The organism is Variovorax sp. W2I14 (assembly GCF_050435205.1).
Lineage (GTDB): Bacteria > Pseudomonadota > Gammaproteobacteria > Burkholderiales > Burkholderiaceae_C > Variovorax > Variovorax paradoxus_C.
This window is the reverse complement of sequence record NZ_JBNDJX010000001.1, coordinates 6,389,577-6,406,200: the sequence shown is the minus strand read 5'-3', so window position 1 is coordinate 6,406,200 and position 16,624 is coordinate 6,389,577. Positions and strand designations below refer to the sequence as shown.

At 64.9% G+C, this 16,624-nt stretch carries 15 protein-coding genes; 7 read left to right on the top strand and 8 right to left on the bottom strand.

The genetic code is table 11. The annotated features are described in order from the left end of the window. Positions 1-85 precede the first annotated feature (85 nt). The gene (locus tag QF040_RS29910; protein WP_429613975.1) at positions 86-1,285 is read left to right on the top strand and encodes an MFS transporter; all 1,200 of its coding nucleotides are present in this window, start codon (positions 86-88) and stop codon (positions 1,283-1,285) included. On the opposite strand, the gene QF040_RS29905 is transcribed toward QF040_RS29910, so the two are convergent. From QF040_RS29905 to QF040_RS29880, 6 genes are all read right to left on the bottom strand, one after another. Beyond that, a complete protein-coding gene (locus QF040_RS29905; RefSeq protein ID WP_429613974.1) occupies positions 1,272-2,006 on the bottom strand; it encodes an anti-sigma factor in 735 nt (244 codons plus the stop codon). The genes QF040_RS29910 and QF040_RS29905 overlap by 14 nt on opposite strands. Beyond that, entirely contained in the window at positions 2,003-2,527 is a 525-nt protein-coding gene (locus QF040_RS29900) for a sigma-70 family RNA polymerase sigma factor (RefSeq protein ID WP_429614714.1), read from the bottom strand. The genes QF040_RS29905 and QF040_RS29900 overlap by 4 nt, the downstream gene beginning before the upstream one ends. A 142-nt stretch (positions 2,528-2,669) precedes the next feature. Beyond that, the gene (locus QF040_RS29895; protein ID WP_307643783.1) at positions 2,670-3,230 is read right to left on the bottom strand and encodes a DUF3455 domain-containing protein; all 561 of its coding nucleotides are present in this window, start codon (positions 3,228-3,230) and stop codon (positions 2,670-2,672) included. A gap of 132 nt (positions 3,231-3,362) precedes the next feature. Next, a complete protein-coding gene (locus QF040_RS29890; RefSeq protein WP_429613973.1) occupies positions 3,363-5,540 on the bottom strand; it encodes a hypothetical protein in 2,178 nt (725 codons plus the stop codon). A gap of 332 nt (positions 5,541-5,872) precedes the next feature. Beyond that, entirely contained in the window at positions 5,873-6,193 is a 321-nt protein-coding gene (locus QF040_RS29885; protein WP_429613972.1) for a hypothetical protein, read from the bottom strand. Positions 6,194-6,489: 296 nt separating this feature from the next. Then, entirely contained in the window at positions 6,490-8,403 is a 1,914-nt protein-coding gene (locus QF040_RS29880; protein WP_429613971.1) for an AIPR family protein, read from the bottom strand. Positions 8,404-8,811: 408 nt separating this feature from the next. On the opposite strand from QF040_RS29880, the gene QF040_RS29875 reads away from it, so the two are divergent. Together QF040_RS29875 and dkgB are read left to right on the top strand one after the other, a co-directional pair. Then, positions 8,812-10,065, top strand: coding sequence for an MFS transporter (locus QF040_RS29875; protein ID WP_429613970.1), 1,254 nt, complete (start codon positions 8,812-8,814; stop codon positions 10,063-10,065). 25 nt (positions 10,066-10,090) lie between these two features. Beyond that, the gene (dkgB, locus tag QF040_RS29870; RefSeq protein WP_429613969.1) at positions 10,091-10,912 is read left to right on the top strand and encodes a 2,5-didehydrogluconate reductase DkgB; all 822 of its coding nucleotides are present in this window, start codon (positions 10,091-10,093) and stop codon (positions 10,910-10,912) included. 178 nt (positions 10,913-11,090) lie between these two features. Here dkgB and QF040_RS29865 read toward each other — a convergent pair whose 3' ends face one another. Next, on the bottom strand, positions 11,091-11,483 hold the full coding sequence (locus QF040_RS29865) for a hypothetical protein (RefSeq protein ID WP_429613968.1): 393 nt from the start codon (positions 11,481-11,483) through the stop codon (positions 11,091-11,093). A gap of 41 nt (positions 11,484-11,524) precedes the next feature. After that, positions 11,525-12,460 carry a LysR family transcriptional regulator gene (locus tag QF040_RS29860; RefSeq protein ID WP_429613967.1) on the bottom strand — a complete coding sequence of 312 codons (936 nt, stop codon included), beginning with the start codon at positions 12,458-12,460 and terminating at the stop codon, positions 11,525-11,527. Between the two features lie 128 nt (positions 12,461-12,588). On the opposite strand from QF040_RS29860, the gene QF040_RS29855 reads away from it, so the two are divergent. The 4 genes from QF040_RS29855 (at position 12,589) to QF040_RS29840 (ending at position 16,613) form a co-directional block, all read left to right on the top strand. Beyond that, a complete protein-coding gene (locus QF040_RS29855) occupies positions 12,589-13,614 on the top strand; it encodes a Bug family tripartite tricarboxylate transporter substrate binding protein (protein WP_429613966.1) in 1,026 nt (341 codons plus the stop codon). A 34-nt stretch (positions 13,615-13,648) separates the two neighbouring features. Further along, entirely contained in the window at positions 13,649-14,698 is a 1,050-nt protein-coding gene (locus QF040_RS29850; protein WP_429613965.1) for an Ldh family oxidoreductase, read from the top strand. After that, entirely contained in the window at positions 14,695-15,444 is a 750-nt protein-coding gene (locus QF040_RS29845) for an ABC transporter substrate-binding protein (RefSeq protein WP_429613964.1), read from the top strand. The genes QF040_RS29850 and QF040_RS29845 overlap by 4 nt, the downstream gene beginning before the upstream one ends. A gap of 119 nt (positions 15,445-15,563) precedes the next feature. Further along, positions 15,564-16,613: a MerR family transcriptional regulator gene (locus tag QF040_RS29840; protein ID WP_429613963.1), complete on the top strand. Its 1,050-nt coding sequence runs from the start codon at positions 15,564-15,566 to the stop codon at positions 16,611-16,613. Positions 16,614-16,624 lie beyond the last annotated feature (11 nt).

The following is a 16,624-nucleotide window of genomic DNA, read 5'->3' as shown; positions in this document are numbered from 1 at the left end:
GGGATTATCTTCAGCGCATGCCCGCCCACGCCGCGCCCCTCACCCTTTCGCCCTCGGGGTCGGCGCCTGCGCCGGCAGCGCGACGATGAAATTCCCCGCCTTCCTCTTCTCGCTCTTCGTCTCCCGCCTGGCCGACCAGATGCTGCTGTTCCTGGTGCCGCTCGTGGTGTTCCAGGTGACGCAGAGCGTGGCGTGGTCCGGCTACGCCTTCGCGGCCGAGACCTTTCCGCGCTTCTTGTCTTTCCCCGTCTGCGGCGCGCTGTGCGACCGCGTCTCGCCGCTCAGGCTCCTGCGCGCCAGCCAGATCTTTCGCGCGCTGGTGTGCCTGCTCGGCGTGCTGGGCAGCGAGGCGCTCGGCGGCATCGGCTGGCTCGTGGGCCTCTCTGCCGTGTGCGGCGTGCTCACCACGCAGGGCGTGATGGCCCGCGAAGTGATGCTGCCGCAGATGACCGCCAACGGCCACCGCTTCGACCGCGTGCTGGCCCACGCGCAAACGGCCGAGCAGACCGGCATGGTGCTCGGCCCGCTGGTGGCGGCCGCGCTGTTTGCGCTCTGGCCCTGGCAGGCCGTGGTCGGCGCGGCGGCGGCGCTGTTCCTGCTGGCCGATGCCGCCACCGCGTACTGGCGGCACGGCAATCCGGTGCAACTGAGGGAACCGCATGCCGAGCCGGGGCACTTTCTGCGCCCCATCCAGACCGCCCTCCTGCACGTGCTGCGCCTGCCCGGCCTGATGCGGCTCACCATGGTGACGGCGGGCGTCAACCTCGTCATCGGCGTCACGCTCGCGTCTTCGGCGGCGCTGGTCACCGGGCTCTACCAGCGCTCGGCCAACTACTACGCGGGCCTGCAGATGCTGGGGGCAGTCGCCACCGTGGTCGTGCTGCTGGCCATTGCGCGCGGCGCGTTCGCGCTGCGCAAGATGGGCGTGGTGTCGTTCCTGTTGATCTTCGGCGGCGGCGTGCTCACCGCCGTGAGCCCCAGCCATTGGGGCTACGCGCTGGGCTTTCTGCTGGTGACCGGGTTCGACAAGATGTTCAGCATCTACATCCGCGTGCACCGGCAGAAGATCATTCCTGCCAAGGACTACGGCAAGACCACCGGCGTGATCGTGCTGCTCAACAACCTGAGCCAGCCGGTGGCGGGTTTGCTGGTCGGCGCGCTGGCCGGCACGGCGCAGACGGGTTGGGTGATCCTCGCGCTGTGCCTGCTGATGGCCGCCCTCGGCATCGCCGCCGCGCTCAGCCACCGGGCATCGACTGCGGCCGCAGCCTCTACATCACCTTGACCGCACGCCCGATGAACTGGATCGGCCCCGTCGGCCGGTCGAGCGGCGAGCCGTTCTCCGGCTCCAGCGTCAGCTCGAAGAGCTGATTCGGCTCCAGCGGCGGCAGCTTGTCGATGGGGATGCGCAGCGTCTGGCCCTGCTGCTTGACGAGCCCCAGCGACACCGGCCCGCGCCACTGGTCGGCCTTGGTCCAGAACTGCAGCGTCTTCTGCGGCGGCACCTCGAACGTGCCCAGCGGCACCAGGCTGAGCTGACGCGACGAGTTCGCCTGGATCACCCAGCCCGGCGACTTGTTCTCGGGCGCCACCAGCACCACCATGTACTGCGTGGCCGGCGGTGCCGCGACGCGCGTGACCACCACCGCCAGCAGCAGCGCCGCCGTGGCGAAGCCGCCCGCGGCCAGACCGCGCCAGAGCTTGAGGTTGTTCCACCAGCCGACGACGCCCGCAGCCTGCGCCTTCGACGCCCTGCCCAACCCATCGACGCTGCGCTCGATGCGCGCCCACAGCGAAGGCGACGGCTCTGCCGGCTCCGCCAGCGCCGTGAGCGGCTGCAGCCGCGCCTCCCACGCGCGCACCGCTTCGCGCAGCGCCGGTTCGCTGCGCATGCGCACCTCGACCGCCGCGCGCCCGGTGGCCGAGAGCGTGCCCAGCACGTACGCGCCCGCGAGCCCGTCGATGTCGTTGATGTCTTTGTCCTCGATGTCTTCAGCGCTGCTCATCCCATGCACTCCCGCAGCGCGCGCATGCCGCGCTGGATCCAGGCTTTCACCGTGCCCAGCGGCGTCTGCAGCCGCTCGGCGATTTCGCCATGCGAGCAGCCTTCGACGTACGCATAGAGGATGCAATCGCGCCGCGCCGGCTCCAGCCCCGAGAGGCAGCCGTGCAGCCGGCCGAGATCGGCACGCAGCTCGAACGGATCGCTCGCCGCCGCATACGCCGCGAGCGAAGCGCTGTCATCGACCGCTTCGGCCGCGTCTTCATCCAGGCTCACCTGCCGCGCGCCGCTGCGCACCATGTTCAGCGCCGCGTGGCGCACCACGCTGTAGACCCAGCCCCGGCCTTCGCCGAGCGCGGGGTTGAAGCTCTCGGCGCGCTGCCAGATGCTGATGAAGGCATCGTGCAGCACGTCTTCGGCCTGCTGGCGCTGGCGCACGATGCGCAGCGCCACGCCCATCAGGTAGCGGCTCTCGCGCTGGTAGAGCTGCTGCAACGCCGTACGGTCGCCGCGGGCGCAGGCCATGAGCGCGGCGTCGTAGTCGAAGGGGGCGGCGGTGGATGTGGGGGGCGACAAGAAGAAGGTCTGCGGCGGGTGGTGGGCGGCCCATCGTAGTGGAGCCCGCCCGCGCCGCGGCAGATTCACCCCCGAAACATCGGGGCGCCTGTCAGGACGCCTTGTAGAAGATGTAGTCGGCCTGGTACTTCACGACCTGCTTCTGCCCCTTGGTGGCGGGCGTGCAGGGCACGGCGGCCGGTGCCACGCCGCCTTGCAGGGCCACGCGCTGGATGTAGGTCACGCCCGTCATCGCGCCCGAGCCCACGGCCGGGTTGGCCTTCACGAGCTGGAACGGCAGGCTGGTCGGGCCCGAGGGTGCGACCGCCAGTTGCGTGGCCGTGAGCTTGGAGCCGTCCATCGACTCCCAGGTGGCCGGCGGGCCGTAGTACTTGCCGACCTGCTTGCCGCTGCGGTCGTTCAGCTTCGCGTCGGGGCCGACGAACACCCACTCGGTCGCGCCGGGCGTGTTGGCCTTGTCGCGGCATTCGTAGGTGATGTCGCCCACGCCGACGGTTTCCATGGCGACCTTGTTGCCGGCGGGCACCTGGATGGTCGGCGGCAGGCTCGACTGGTTGAACGTGGGGGCCATCGACATCGAGCCGCAGGCGGTGAGCACGGCTGCAGCGGCGGAGATGGCGCCGAGGACGGCGATCGAACGGGAGGTGTGCATGGAATTTCTCCTGGGTTGTAGAAGGTCAGCAGCTCCTCGCTGCTGGTAGTAACTACCCACCAGATGCACGTTTGGATGCAGGGGATGCGAAATATTTTTTCGCCCCCTGCCTCAGCGCCATCCCCGGCCACCTCAATACAAATAAACCGCCCCCACATCCGACGCGGAGTTGTCCGCCTGATTCCCCCCGATACCCGTCGCATTGCTGTCTTCGTTGCCCGCGCCCACCGCAAGCGTCTTGCCGTCCGCCGAGAGCGCGACCCCATAGCCGAAGGCGTCGCCGTTGCCCGGGTTCGATGCCTTCACGAAGGTCTTCAGCGTCCAGGTGGCGCCGGGCTTCCCGTACAGCATGACCGCGCCCGTGCTGGTGCCCGCCACCGGTGTCATGTCGCCGTTCACCCCGGCCGATGCCGCACCGTCGCTCAGGCTGGCAATGGCGATCAGCGATCCGTCGGCCGACACCGCCGTGCCGCTGCCGCCGAACCGGGCCCCCTGCCGGGGAACGGGCGCGGAGATTCGCTGCTCCAGCTCGTAGCCCGCGCCCACGCGCCGGTATACGTACAGCGCGCCCGCCACCGAATAACCCGCGTCGTTGTCGCGGGCCGCGCCCACGAGCACCACCTCGCCGTTGCCCGACAGCGCCACCGACCCGCCGAACCAGCCGTTGGGCAACGGCGTCGGCGATTCGAAGCGCGTGTTCAGCGTCCAGGCGGCAGCGCCGGCCGGCTTGGTGAAGACGTAGGCCGCACCGGCGTCCTCCAGGGCGCCGATGTTTTCGTACTGCGAACCGACCGCGATCGTGGTGCCGTCCCGCGAGATCGTGGCGAACGCGCCGAAGATCGAGCCCGACTGGCCGCTGGGCGCGTCCACCCGCTGCTCCGTGGTCCATTGGCCCGACACCTTGCGGTACACATAAAAGTTGCCTGCACCGCCCAGCCCGTATTCGGACACCACCGCCACCGTGCCGTCCAGCGAGATGCCCACCGAGGCGCCGAAGTCGCCATGGGCCCGGGGCGTCGGCGACGACCAGGTCTGCGCGTGCGACCACCCCTGCGGGCCGCGCTCGTACACCTCGACCTGTCCGCCCGGAATGGCGTTGGCCTGATAGCTGCCCGCGAGCAGCGTGCCCTCGCCCGAGAAGCTCAGGCTCGCGGGCCAGGAGCCGGGCGCGGTGAGCGTCTGCGCCCAGCGCCAGGTTCCCGCGTCGTTGGCGTACAGGTAGACCGAATCGGCCCGCACGTCGGCGATGGCCATGGTGAGGCCGTCCGGCGTGAAGGCGATGCCGCTTCGGGTGGTGCCGATGCCCGAGGGGTTCACGGCCGTGGGCTGCTTCAAGTAGCCGATGGCCTGAGTCGCATCCGGCAGCACCGCAGGCGACCATGCGCTGCAGCCCTTGTCGCTGCAGGCCTGCAGCGCGTAGCGGTAGGCCGCGGGCGGCGCCGTGAGCGCGAGGTTCTGCAGCGCGTAGCCGGTGCCCGCGAGGTTGTCGGCCAGCACGCTGAAGGTGCCGCTTGCGGCCGGGTCTTCGCCGAGCCGGTAGTAGGTGGCATCGGCCACGGCCGCCCAGCTGAAGAGAAACGCCTTGGGCGCATACGCCACCGACGGCGTCGCGGGCACGGCGGGCGGCAGGCTCGCGGGGTCGGCCACGCAGGTGGCGGCGATGGCCGTGACCGGCGCGGTGGCGATGCCGCTCGCGTTGGCCAGCGTGCAGATCTGCCCGGCCGGCTGGGTGCGCACCGTCACGTCGAAGGCCGCGCCGTGCGGCAGCGCCTGGGCAAAGCCGAAGCCGCCGTTGGCCGTCACGCTCAGCTCGTCGGCGCCGTTGTTGCGCAGCACCAGCGTGCCCGAGGCCGCCAGGCCGCTGACCGCGCCGCCGATGGCGTAGGTCTGCGCGGCGCAGACCACCCGCACGTCGCTCACGTTCGCGCTGGCGACGGTGCCCTGTGCCGCGCTGACGGCGCAGGTCTGGCCCTCGGGTTGCTGCGCCACGGTGACGGCATAGGGGTTGCCGGCGGTCACGCCGGTGGCGAAGACAAAAGCGCCATCTGCCGTCAGCTTGAGGTCGTCTTTGTCGTTGTTGCGCAGGACGACGGTGCCTGCAACGCCGCTGGCGGTGCCGCCGATGGTGAAGCTGGTGGCGGCAGGCGGCGGAGGTGCGGAGACGACCGGCGGGGAGACGATCGGCAGGAAGCCGCTGCTTCCGCTTCCACCGCCGCCTCCGCCTCCACCGCCGCAGGCCGCGATGAGCTGGGCTGCCAGTGCGGTGCCGATGATTCGGATGGCACGCTTTGCCGGGAGGTGGCTTCGCACCGAATGCTGTTGTGCCATCTGAGCAACCCTTTTGTGAACTTTTGTCGCCGGCGATGGTAGGTCTGCGCAGGGGCCAAGGCCATACCCGAGAACAGGTAGACAGCCAGCCAGCTTGCGTGCGGGGCACCCTGTTGTCAGTGCTTGCTGTTGTTGTTGGTGTTGTCGCTCAGGGCCCGCCCACGCCGACGGGGTGCCTTGCTCCGCGAATGTCCCCCGCCCTTCGGGCTGCTCATGATTTCTTCGCTGCGGGGGACAGCACCCGGTGCTCTCTCTTCGCACGAGACACGCACGCGGTGGGGACATGGGCGATCAGCCCTGCCTGCCCTGGACGATCAGGACGCCGCGGGCAGGCTGCCTTGCAGCGCCATCAGCGCCCGGCGCATGTCGCCAGCGGCCGCGTTGACGGCGTCGATGCGCGCCACGAGCGCTTCGTTGAGCAGGCCGAGCAAGGCGCCCAGTTCGCTGCGGGTCGGGGCGAGCACTTCGCTGTCGTTCGGGGCGCCGGTTTCGATGAGCTTTTCGAACGCGGTGTAGGCGCGAAGGATCTCGTTGAGGTTTTCGGCGTCGTCGCAGGTTTGGATTGCGAGGGTGTCGAGGGTGGGGGATGTGGAACCAGCGCTTGATTGCGCGGATGTGGATGCGGATTCAGCCATGTGCGGCCTCCCAGGGATTTTTGATTTGCCACAACCGCCGCACCCGCTTCCAAACGGTGGCGGCGGCTCGAACAGGTTGGAAGACCGGAAAACCCCTGAAGGAAACCGGCAGGGCTCGCGCCCTCCCGTCCGAGCCGCCTAAAAAAGCAGCGCGAACGAAAAGCCGCAGACCATGTGCGGGTCCTGCGGCTTTCGTCGCAGGGGTTTTAGCGGGCTTCCAAACCCGATCGCGTTTTTTTCGCGACAGAGCAGTATATCTACGCCATTGACTCGCGACCGCTCCTAATACCCGCTATTCACTCAGGTCTTATCAAATTCGCCATGCCGTCCTCCACCTTGAACGGCACGCGTCCGCCAAGTCTTAGCCACGTGTCGGAATCCAGATTTGCCGATGCGTCGACTTGATATGGCCCATATCTCAGCATCACGCGACGATTCACGGCATCAATAGCATCGATTTGACCTATGTAGTGACCGTCGACCAACAACAATTTCTCCGAAGACCTCTCCCCATCGAGCACTAATATTTTCTGCTCCTGCTTTGCGTTTTTCAAAGCACGATAAAGCTCCTCAAGCAATTGTTCTGTAATTTTTGGAGCTCTATTTTCATCGGAAAGAAGCCGCAAATGCTCTACGACCTTTGCAGCAACGATATATGCCGCATCAAATTCAGCATCGATCTTCTTCAGAATTTCCAAAAATTTCTTATCCGTTAAGGCTGAGCCCTTTTGAAGTTCTGGTGAAATTTGCCTTTTAATCAAAAGTGCCAAATGAAAGAGCCAGTCCTTCATCTCTCTGTTTTTTCCAATAGCCAACCTGGTTCTTGAAACTATGTGATAAGCAGCAAAATAAAGGCCTGGATAATCATCTTCCGCAAACAACTCACTATTCCTATTTTGATTGTATTCAATAAGCAATCGTCCGTAGTAATAGTGAATCTTGTGGGGCTCCTCAAGCACGACTGATACAAACGCTTGAATCAAAGAGGGCGCGGAAGCAATTCTTGACTGACGAATATCATCGCGATCGTCATACTGGTGAGGTCGACGTTCATAGTAGTACTCATAATTGGTACTCCTCATAGCATTGAAAAAATCTTCCAAACTACGATGGTATGGGCGAATTGTCGCAAAGGCCTCCTTGTTTACATGAGACTGACTGTTTGTTGTAGCAATTATTTTCCCGCTCAAATCGACATCCGATGTCTCAATCAGCTTTACGGTGACATACATATCATCAGTAATGGCATCTTTATTATTAAAGAGCATATGACTAGTCTGACAACCATTAACCACTTGGAATTGAGAAAGCTTGAACGTATCACCCGATGGCGTAACACTCCTTGCCACAATCGTTACGCCATTATTAAGAAGCGCAAAGCGATCTCGCTCCTCATGATCATTAATGGTTTTTGCAATCTCTTGATTTACCGAATTTTCGTCGCCGAGGAAATCTCTTACGTTTTCAAAGAAGAGCCCCTTGTTAAGCTCTCCGTTTTCTTTTTGAATAATTCGTACGTAGTCTTGACAACTTGCGACTCCGAGATAGGCCGCTCTCGCACCTCGAATATGAGGCAACGCGACGTGCCTTTGAAAAGGAATATCTTTTTGGATATCATTTTGGGTCTCTCGGTACAGTCTCGCGATTGCATCTCCATCATGGATGTGCCATGTGACATCCGAAAAGAGATATGGCATGGCGCGAATCGCTTGAATTTCGTTTTCTATTTGCTTTTCTATTTGAGAGCCTTCCAACTGAAAGCGCCCCGAGTACACGTATGAGAGCTCCACCGTGGGTGCCTGCCTGAGTTTGGCAGCCCGCTCATAGACTAAACTCTTTATTTTGAATGCCTTTTGAAGTTCTGCAGGTATAGCTGCGACGTCTCTTCCAAAAAACACCTTTACGGTGGTTACGAATTTCAGGAAATCTCCGAGATCGAATTTTGATGACGTTTTTGCCTGCGCAAAAATAAACTTGGCATCAAACTGTCCCTTGGTGAATATCTGTGCGTCATCCAATTCATTAACGATCACCCCACCTATTGAAACCGCCACACCATCGACACCAATACAATCACCCGTACTGACTTTTTCAAATTCAAAAGAATCATAGTGATCCGTCCTCATCAAACAATAGTTGGCAAATTTTTCAAATTGCCGATCTGTTGCATCCAAGGACAAATCATGCTTCTGAACAAAGTCCTTGAGCATGCCCGTGAGAATAATGTTATCCATAGCTAATTGACGCTCAGAGTAGTAAGTTGTTGATTGTGAAAATCAGACCCGTATCACTTTAATACAACCAAGCGCGACTGGGGCTATTTTTTCAGCACCGACAGCGCCGTTTCGTCCGCGGCTGGGATTCAGAGAGTTCGAATTCAAGGGTTTTTCCAGTTGTGCTCAGGAAAAAATAATGTAGGCACTTATTCAGTATTTCTAACAAGCATTTTCTCGCGCGAATGAGAAGGAAGTTGATACCTCGCAAAACCTTGAACTGTTTCTCTCCGGGTGCTTGGCAAAAAAATACTTGCTTTCCAGTCAACTATCTTCTGCCCCAATCCCGATTTATCCGCAAAGGTATCCCCAAGACACTCCTCCTAACCCATCCAGGAGTGCCTCATGCCAATTGCCCTACTCGCGCTGACCCTCAGCGCCTTCGCCATCGGGACGACCGAGTTCGTCATCGTTGGCCTTATCCCCACGGTCGCTGCTGACCTCGCCATCAGCCTGCCCTCGGCCGGCTTGCTGGTCAGCCTCTACGCGCTGGGCGTCGCCATCGGCGCGCCGGTGCTCACCGCCCTCACGGGCAAGCTGCCGCGCAAGGCGCTGCTGCTCGGGCTCATGGCGCTGTTCACGCTCGGCAATCTGCTGGCGTGGCAGGCACCGAGTTATGAATCGCTGGTGGCCGCGCGCATCCTCACGGGCCTCGCGCACGGGGTGTTCTTCTCGATCGGCTCGACCATCGCCACGGGCCTGGTGCCCAAGGAAAAGGCGGCGAGCGCCATCGCGATCATGTTCACCGGGCTCACGGTGGCGCTGGTCACGGGCGTGCCGCTGGGCACGTTCATCGGGCAGCACTTCGGCTGGCGCGAGACCTTCCTGGCCGTGTCCGCGCTGGGCGTGGTCGCCTTCATCGGCAGTTGGATCTTCGTGCCCAACAACATCCGCCACACGGCGCCGGCCTCGCTGGCGCAGCAGGCAAAAGTGCTGGCCGAGCCGCGATTGCTGCTGGTGTATGCCAAGACGGCCATCGGCTACGGCGGCTCGTTCATTCCGTTCACGTTTCTAGCGCCGATCCTCACCGACGTGTCGGGCTTCAGCGCCGGCGCGGTGGGCTGGGTGATGCTGGTCTACGGCATCTCGGTGGCGGTGGGCAACATCTGGGGCGGCAAGCTGGCCGACCGCCTGGGGCCGATTCCGGCGCTCAAGATCATCTTCGCGCTGCTGGCCGCCGTGCTGCTGGTCTTCAACTTCGCGGCGCCGCACAAGTGGCTGGCGCTGGTGGCGGTGCTGATGTGGGGCGCGGTCGCGTTCGGCAACGTGCCGGGGCTGCAGGTGTATGTGGTGAAGCAAGCCGAGCGCTTCACGCCGCAAGCAGTCGATGTGGCCTCGGGCCTGAACATCGCGGCCTTCAACCTGGGCATTGCCCTCGCAGCCTGGGCCGGCGGCCTGATCGTGACGCACCTCGGGTTGATGCACACGCCATGGATCGGCGCGCTGGTGGTGCTGGTCTCTCTCGCTCTCACGCAGTGGAGCGGATGGCTTGACGCTAACCCCCAGTCTTCGCGCACTTCGTGTCGCTCCGCCAACCCCCTTGCAGGGGGCAACGCCAGCGGCCCGGCAAAGCCGGTTCCGCGGCATTCCTCGAATTGATCCCTCACACCTTTAAGGACCAACCATGAAAACGACGAACAACTCAACCATCCCCGCCTTCGGCCTCGGCACCTTCCGCCTGAAGGGCCAGGTGGTCATCGACTCGGTGAAGAACGGCCTGGACGTGGGCTACCGCGCCATCGACACCGCGCAGATCTACGGCAACGAAGCCGAGGTGGGCCAGGCGATTGCCGAAAGCGGCGTGGCGCGTGATGACCTCTTCATCACCACCAAGATCTGGACCGACAACTACGCCAAGGCCAAGCTGGTGCCCAGCCTGAAAGACAGCCTCGCCAAGCTGCGCACCGATCACGTCGACCTGACGCTGATCCACTGGCCCTCGCCCGGCAACGCGGTTTCTGTCGCCGAGTTCATGGGCGCGCTGGCCGAGGCGAAGGCCGCGGGGCTCACGAAGCGCATCGGCGTGTCGAACTTCAACATCGCGCTGATGAAGGAAGCGATCGCGGCCGTGGGCGCCGAGAACATCGCCACCAACCAGATCGAGCTGCACCCGTACCTGCAGAACCGCAAGGTGGCGGAGTTCGCGAAGAGCCAAGGCATCCACATCACCTCGTACATGACGCTGGCGTACGGCAAGGTGATTGCCGATCCGGTGATCGAGGCGATTGCCAAGGCGCACGACGCGACGACCGCGCAGGTCACGCTGGCGTGGGCGATGCAGTTGGGCTATGCGGTGATTCCGTCGTCCACGAAGCGCGCGAACCTCGAAGGCAATCTGAAGGCGCGGCAGTTGACGCTGACGGATGCGGAGATGGCGCAGATGGCGGCGTTGGACCGTGGCGAGCGGTTGACCGATCCGGCTGGGCTGTCGCCGGCTTGGGACTGAGCGATCGACTGGGTTGCGATGCCATCGCGCGGACTGTGCTGCCTTGCTCCCTCTCCCCTCGGGGAGAGGGTTGGGGTGAGGGCCGGCAGCGCGGGCAAGAAGCGGTGAGAGTGCGGTGAGTGTGCGGTGAGTGTGCGGTGAGTGTGCGGTGCCTGCGCGAGCGCCGCTGGCCCTCACCCTAGCCCTCTCCCCCCAAGGGAGAGGGAACAGTTTCCAGACGCTTTGACGCGGAGATGGCGGCAGGCTTGATGTGCAGCGCGCTCAGCGCATCGCACTCGGTCTTCAATTCGGTCGCGACCTGCTCGGGGTCCGCGTGCAGTTCCACGATGTCGCGCTCGCCGACGCAGTGGCCGTCGAGGCGCACGTAGATGCGCTTGAAGTCGCCACCCAGTGCCCGTGCCACATCGCTCAAGCAGTCTGCGAGGGTGGGAAAGCCGCCGTCCTTATAGGAACTCGGGGGAATCACGCCCTTCGAGCGCGGCGCCCGCACCGAATAGGCAAAGGTAGCGCCCTCGCCCCGCAGCTCCACGACGGGCTGCAGGATGCGTGGCGCGTCCCGGGGGCTTTTCATGGGCGGATTTTAAGTAGGTGCGTCGGGGGCGGGGTGGCACTTCAGCGACTGGCGGTTTTCTTGCGCGCGGGCAGCGTCGCCGCGGGCTTGTCGTGACGCGCCTCCAGCAGCATGTCGTGAAAGAGCCGGGCAGCCGGCATCAGCTCGCGGCCGCGCCGCTTGATGAGGCCGATCACGCGGGTGACCTTCGGGTCTTCGAGCGGAATGCTGATGAGCCCCGAATGCCCCTTGGGCGGCATCGCCAGGCGCGGAACCACGCCGAGGCCGAGGCCCGCTTCGACAAGGCTCACGAGCGCCGGCACATGCCGCACTTCGCAGATCCACTGGGGCTTGTTCTCCACGTGGCTCAACGCCTGGTCGATGAGAAAGCGGTTGCCGCTGCCCTGCGCGATGGTGACGTACTCGTGCGCCGACAACTCGGCCCAGGTCACGCGCTTTTGCTTCGCGAGCAGATGGCCTGCGGGGCATGCGACGACGAAGCGCTCTTCGAGCAGCGGCTCGAAGTCGATGTCCGACTCCTGCGTGCCGATGTAGGTGAGGCCGAAGTCGGCATCGCCCCTCGCAACGGCCACGAGGATTTCGGCGGACGACTCGTCGATGAGGCGAATGCGCACGCGCGGATACGCGGTGTGAAAGCGCTTGATGGCCACCGGCAAAAAGTAGCCGACCGCCGATGGTACGCAGGCGATGGTCACCTGGCCCGAGATGCGCTCGGTCGTGTCCTTGATGCCGACGAGCGCGTCTTCGAGCTCGCGCATCACGTTGCGCGCCTTGGGCACGAAGGCGCGCCCGACTGTCGTGAGCTCGACCTTGCGCGTGGTGCGGCTGAAGAGCTTCACGCCCAGCGCCGCTTCAAGTTTGTCGATGCGGCGGGACAGCGCCGACTGCGACAGGTGCAGGCTGTCGGAGGCCGCGCGAAAGCTCGCGAAGTCGGCCACCGACAGAAAAGCGCGGAGGTCCGCGAGGTCGAAATTCATGCGTTGGCTGCAAGAGTAGAGCGAATATTTGCAATTTACACCGGGAGCGGTCGTCACGATCATTCAGCCTTGAACCGCAGCAGCAGACGCAAACAACGTCGCGCTGCATGAACGACAAGGAGACATGAATGCGTATTTCGACCCGCGCGGGCCATCGCCATCGGCGCCCGTTTTTTCTTCTTTCGCCCATCGCGCGTCGCGTGGTCGGGCTGGCGTCCATCGCCGTGGCTGCCGTTGCCGCGCCGCTGGCGCATGCCGCGTGGCCCGAACGGCCGGTGCGCCTTGTCGTGCCGTATGGCCCCGGCGGCAGCTCGGACGTGATCGCGCGGCTGCTTGCCAATGAAATGGGCAAGACGCTCGGGCAGGCCGTGGTCATCGACAACAAGGCGGGCGCGTCGGGAATCATCGCGATGCAAGAGGTCGCGCGCGCCGCGCCCGATGGCTACAACGTGGTGCTGGGGCACGTGGGCACGCTGGCGGTCAACCCGGCGATGTTCGCCAAGCTGCCCTATCGCGACGAAGACTTCTCGCCGGTCGTGCTGCTGGCCAAGGTGCCGATGGTGTTCGCGGTCGGGGCCAAGGTGCCGGCGCAGACGCTGGCCGAATTCGTCGCGCTGGCCAAGGCGCAGCCCGGCAAGCTGAACTACGGCTCGGCGGGCAACGGCAGCGCGGGTCATCTTGCGTTCGAGATGCTGAAGGTGACGACGGGCATCGACGTGACGCACGTGCCCTACAAGGGCACCGGCGCGCAACTGAACGACCTGTTGGCGGGCAACACCGATGCGGCTTCCGCGGGGCCGCCGGGGTTCGTTGCGCAGGCGAAGGCGGGCAAGCTGAAGATCATCGCGAGCGGTTCGCCGCAGCGTCTGTCGGCGCTGCCGAATGTGCCGACGGTGGCGGAGCTCGGCTATCCGGGCTTCGACAGCTCGCAGTGGTTCGGCATCCTCGCGCCGGCTCACACGCCGCCCGACGTCGTCGCGCGGCTGCACGACGCGGCGGTGAAGGCGCTGAACGTGCCCGCGGTGCGTGCGCGCCTCGAAGAAGAAGGCAGCACCGCCTCGCCGATGAGCCCCGCGGAGTTCGCGAAGTTCATCAAGACCGAGCGCGAGCGGTGGAGCACCGTGGTGCGCAAGGCCGGCCTGAAGGCCGAGTGACTTCACTCCTGATCAATATCAACGCAACGACAACATGAACAGCATCACCGCAGAAAAAACCGCCACGTTCAGCGAAGCCGAGCTGATGGCCCTCGGCACCAAGGCCTTCACCGGCCTGGGCCTCGAGCAGAACGATGCGCGCGACGTGGCGCGCATCCTCGTCACGGCCGACCTCTTCGGCCTTTCCACCCATGGCTTGAGCCGCATCGAGTCGTATGGCGAACGGCTGGAGGTGAAGGGCATCAAGGCGCGGCCGCGCATCACGGTCGAGCAGGTGGCGCCGGCGCTGGTGCGCGTCGATGGCGACAACGGCGTGGGGCCGCTCGTGGGCATGCGCGCACTCGAAGCGGCCATGGCCACGGCAAAGCAGACGGGCGTGGGCGTGGCCTTCGCGCGGGGCAGCAACCATTTCGGGCCGGTCTCGCCCTACTCGCTCATCGCGGCGGAGGCGGGCTTCGCGAGCATCATCGGCAGCAATGCCACGACGACGATCGCGCCATGGGGCGGCAGCGATGCGCGCCTGGGCAACAGCCCGGTCGGCTTCGGGGTGCCGAACCCGGGCGGCCGGCCGTTCTTGCTGGACATGGCCATCAGCGTGGTGGCCCGCGCGAAGATCCGCAACGCGCTCAAGCGCGGCGAGGCGATCCCTGACACCTGGGCCACCGACAAGACAGGCCGCGCGACGACGGACCCGGCCGCGGCGCTCGACGGCTTTCTGCTCCCCATCGGCGGGCACAAGGGCTACGGCCTCGCGCTGATCGTGGACATGTTCGCGGGGCTGCTCTCGGGCGCGGCCTACCTCACGCATGTGAAGTCGTGGGTCGATGCGCCGGACGAGCCGCAGAACCTGGGGCATTTCTTCATCCTCATCGACACGCGGCACCTCGGTTCCACCGCGTGGCTGGCCGAGCGCATAAACGACTTCGCGGCGATCCTGCACGACAGCCCGCCGGCCGATGCGACGCGCCCGGTGCTGGTGCCCGGCGAGATCGAGCTGGACAACCTCGCGCGCCATCGTCGCGATGGGCTCGCGCTGGACCCGGCCGTGCTCGCATTGCTCGAACAACACGCGGCCAAGGCATGAGCACGGCGATGACGACCATCGACAACGCCATCCGCTCCGCGCTCATGCCCACGGGCGTGCTGCGCGCATCGATCAATCTGGGTAATCCGATCCTTGCGAACTGGGATGCCGACAACAAGCAGGCGCGGGGCGTTTCGGTCGATCTGGCGAACGAGCTGGCGCGGCGGCTCGGCGCCGAACTGCAGCCTGTGGTGTTCGACGCGGCGGGCAAGTCGGTCGCAGCCGTGACCGGAGAAGAGGCCGACGTGGGCTTCTTCGCGGTCGATCCGCTGCGCGGCGAAGGCCTGCTGTTCACGGCGCCGTACATCCTGATCGAAGGGGCGTATCTCGTGCGCGACGGCTCGGCCATGCGGGCCAATGAAGAGGTCGATGCCGAGGGCGTGCGCATCATGGTCGGCAAGGGCAGCGCCTACGACCTGTTCCTGAGCCGCGAGCTGCGGCACGCGACCATCGTGCGTGCGAACACATCACCGACGGTGGTCGACGAGTTCATCGCACAAGATGTCGAGGTGGCCGCGGGCGTGCGCCAGCAACTGGCCGCGGATGCGGCGCGGCTGCCGGGGCTGCGGCTCTTGCCGGGGCGCTTCATGGTGATTCAGCAGGCGATGGGGTTGCCGCGCAGCCGGGGCGTGGAGGCTGCGAATTTCCTCAGCGACTTCGTGGAAGAAATGAAGGCGACGGGGTTCGTGGCCGATGCGATGGCGCGGCATGGCATCGAGGGCGCGCAGGTCGCGCCTGCCCGATAGACCTTGTCCGTCTGAAGGCGGCGCAACGCGCCGGTTTTTTCAGAAAGTTGCTTGACCCTCTCGCTACGGCACGGTCTAGGATGCCCTTCACTTGAAGACAGAGAGAAGGCACGCAAGGCATGTTTCTGAAGATCGGCGAACTCGCCCGGCGCGCGGGCCTGACGGTGCGCGCACTGCGGCACTACGGCGACATCGGCCTCCTGGTGCCGTCCAAGCGCTCCAGCGGCGGCTATCGCCTCTACGACCGCAAGGACGTGGCGCGGCTCTACCGCATCCAGGCACTGCGGCGCCTCGATCTGTCGCTGGCCGAGATCGGCGCGCTGCTGGTGGACAACGACGCGGGCGGCCTGGCCGGCATCGTCGAGCGGCAGGTCGCGCAGCTCGACCGCGAGATCCGGCAGGCCTCGGCGCTGCGCACGCACCTGCTGGCGATGCAAGGCCAGTTGCAGGCGAGCGAGGAGCCGGCCATCGACGACTGGCTGGTCGCGCTCGAAAGCATGGTGGCGGGCGCGAAGTACTTCAGCGACGACGAACTGCGCACGCTGGCTTCGCAGCGCAACGGCCAGGCCGAAGCGGTGGCGCCCGAGCGCGCGGAGCTCACGGCCCTGTTGCACGAGCTGATCGCCTCGGGCGCATCGCCCGAGAGCCCGCAGTCGCAGGCACTGGCCCAACGCTGGATCGGCATGCTGCTTGCGGAAACCGGTGGCGACGAGGGCCTCCTGATGAAGCTCTACGACATGCACTGGAACGAGCCTTCGCTGCATTCGCTGACCGGCGTCGACAGGGAGGGCATGCGCTTCATCTCGCACGCCATGGCTTTCGCGCGCCTGCAGCTTTATGCGCCCCACTGCAGCGACAGCGAGATGGCGACGCTGCGCGCGCACTACGTCGCGCAGACCGACGCGTGGCCGCCGCTCATTGCCGAGGTGCGGCAGCAGATGCTGCAGGGCGTCCTTGCGGACAGCGCGGCCGTGCGTGCGCTCGCGCTGCGCTGGCAGGCGCTCTCGCTGGCCAAGGCGGGCGGCGATGCGGCGTTGCACATCAAGCTGCAGGACGCGTTCCGCAACGACGCGGCACTGCGCGCCGGCTCGGGCATCGATGCGCCGCTCGCAGGCTACATCGGGCGGGCGATTGCGCAGCTGGGCACGGCCATGGTCCCGAACCCTTGAATGGATTCACA

What these genes read in the sequence shown, in the direction of transcription:
- QF040_RS29850 (WP_429613965.1), top strand. Translation starts at nt 13,649, where the DNA reads ATGAACAGCATCACCGCAGAAAAAACCGCCACGTTCAGCGAAGCCGAG.
- QF040_RS29900 (WP_429614714.1), bottom strand. Translation starts at nt 2,527, where the DNA reads ATGGCCTGCGCCCGCGGCGACCGTACGGCGTTGCAGCAGCTCTACCAG.
- QF040_RS29855 (WP_429613966.1), top strand. Translation starts at nt 12,589, where the DNA reads ATGCGTATTTCGACCCGCGCGGGCCATCGCCATCGGCGCCCGTTTTTT.
- QF040_RS29840 (WP_429613963.1), top strand. Translation starts at nt 15,564, where the DNA reads ATGTTTCTGAAGATCGGCGAACTCGCCCGGCGCGCGGGCCTGACGGTG.
- QF040_RS29880 (WP_429613971.1), bottom strand. Translation starts at nt 8,403, where the DNA reads ATGCTCAAGGACTTTGTTCAGAAGCATGATTTGTCCTTGGATGCAACA.
- QF040_RS29845 (WP_429613964.1), top strand. Translation starts at nt 14,695, where the DNA reads ATGAGCACGGCGATGACGACCATCGACAACGCCATCCGCTCCGCGCTC.
- QF040_RS29895 (WP_307643783.1), bottom strand. Translation starts at nt 3,230, where the DNA reads ATGCACACCTCCCGTTCGATCGCCGTCCTCGGCGCCATCTCCGCCGCT.
- QF040_RS29875 (WP_429613970.1), top strand. Translation starts at nt 8,812, where the DNA reads ATGCCAATTGCCCTACTCGCGCTGACCCTCAGCGCCTTCGCCATCGGG.
- QF040_RS29865 (WP_429613968.1), bottom strand. Translation starts at nt 11,483, where the DNA reads ATGAAAAGCCCCCGGGACGCGCCACGCATCCTGCAGCCCGTCGTGGAG.
- dkgB (WP_429613969.1), top strand. Translation starts at nt 10,091, where the DNA reads ATGAAAACGACGAACAACTCAACCATCCCCGCCTTCGGCCTCGGCACC.
- QF040_RS29910 (WP_429613975.1), top strand. Translation starts at nt 86, where the DNA reads ATGAAATTCCCCGCCTTCCTCTTCTCGCTCTTCGTCTCCCGCCTGGCC.
- QF040_RS29860 (WP_429613967.1), bottom strand. Translation starts at nt 12,460, where the DNA reads ATGAATTTCGACCTCGCGGACCTCCGCGCTTTTCTGTCGGTGGCCGAC.
- QF040_RS29905 (WP_429613974.1), bottom strand. Translation starts at nt 2,006, where the DNA reads ATGAGCAGCGCTGAAGACATCGAGGACAAAGACATCAACGACATCGAC.
- QF040_RS29885 (WP_429613972.1), bottom strand. Translation starts at nt 6,193, where the DNA reads ATGGCTGAATCCGCATCCACATCCGCGCAATCAAGCGCTGGTTCCACA.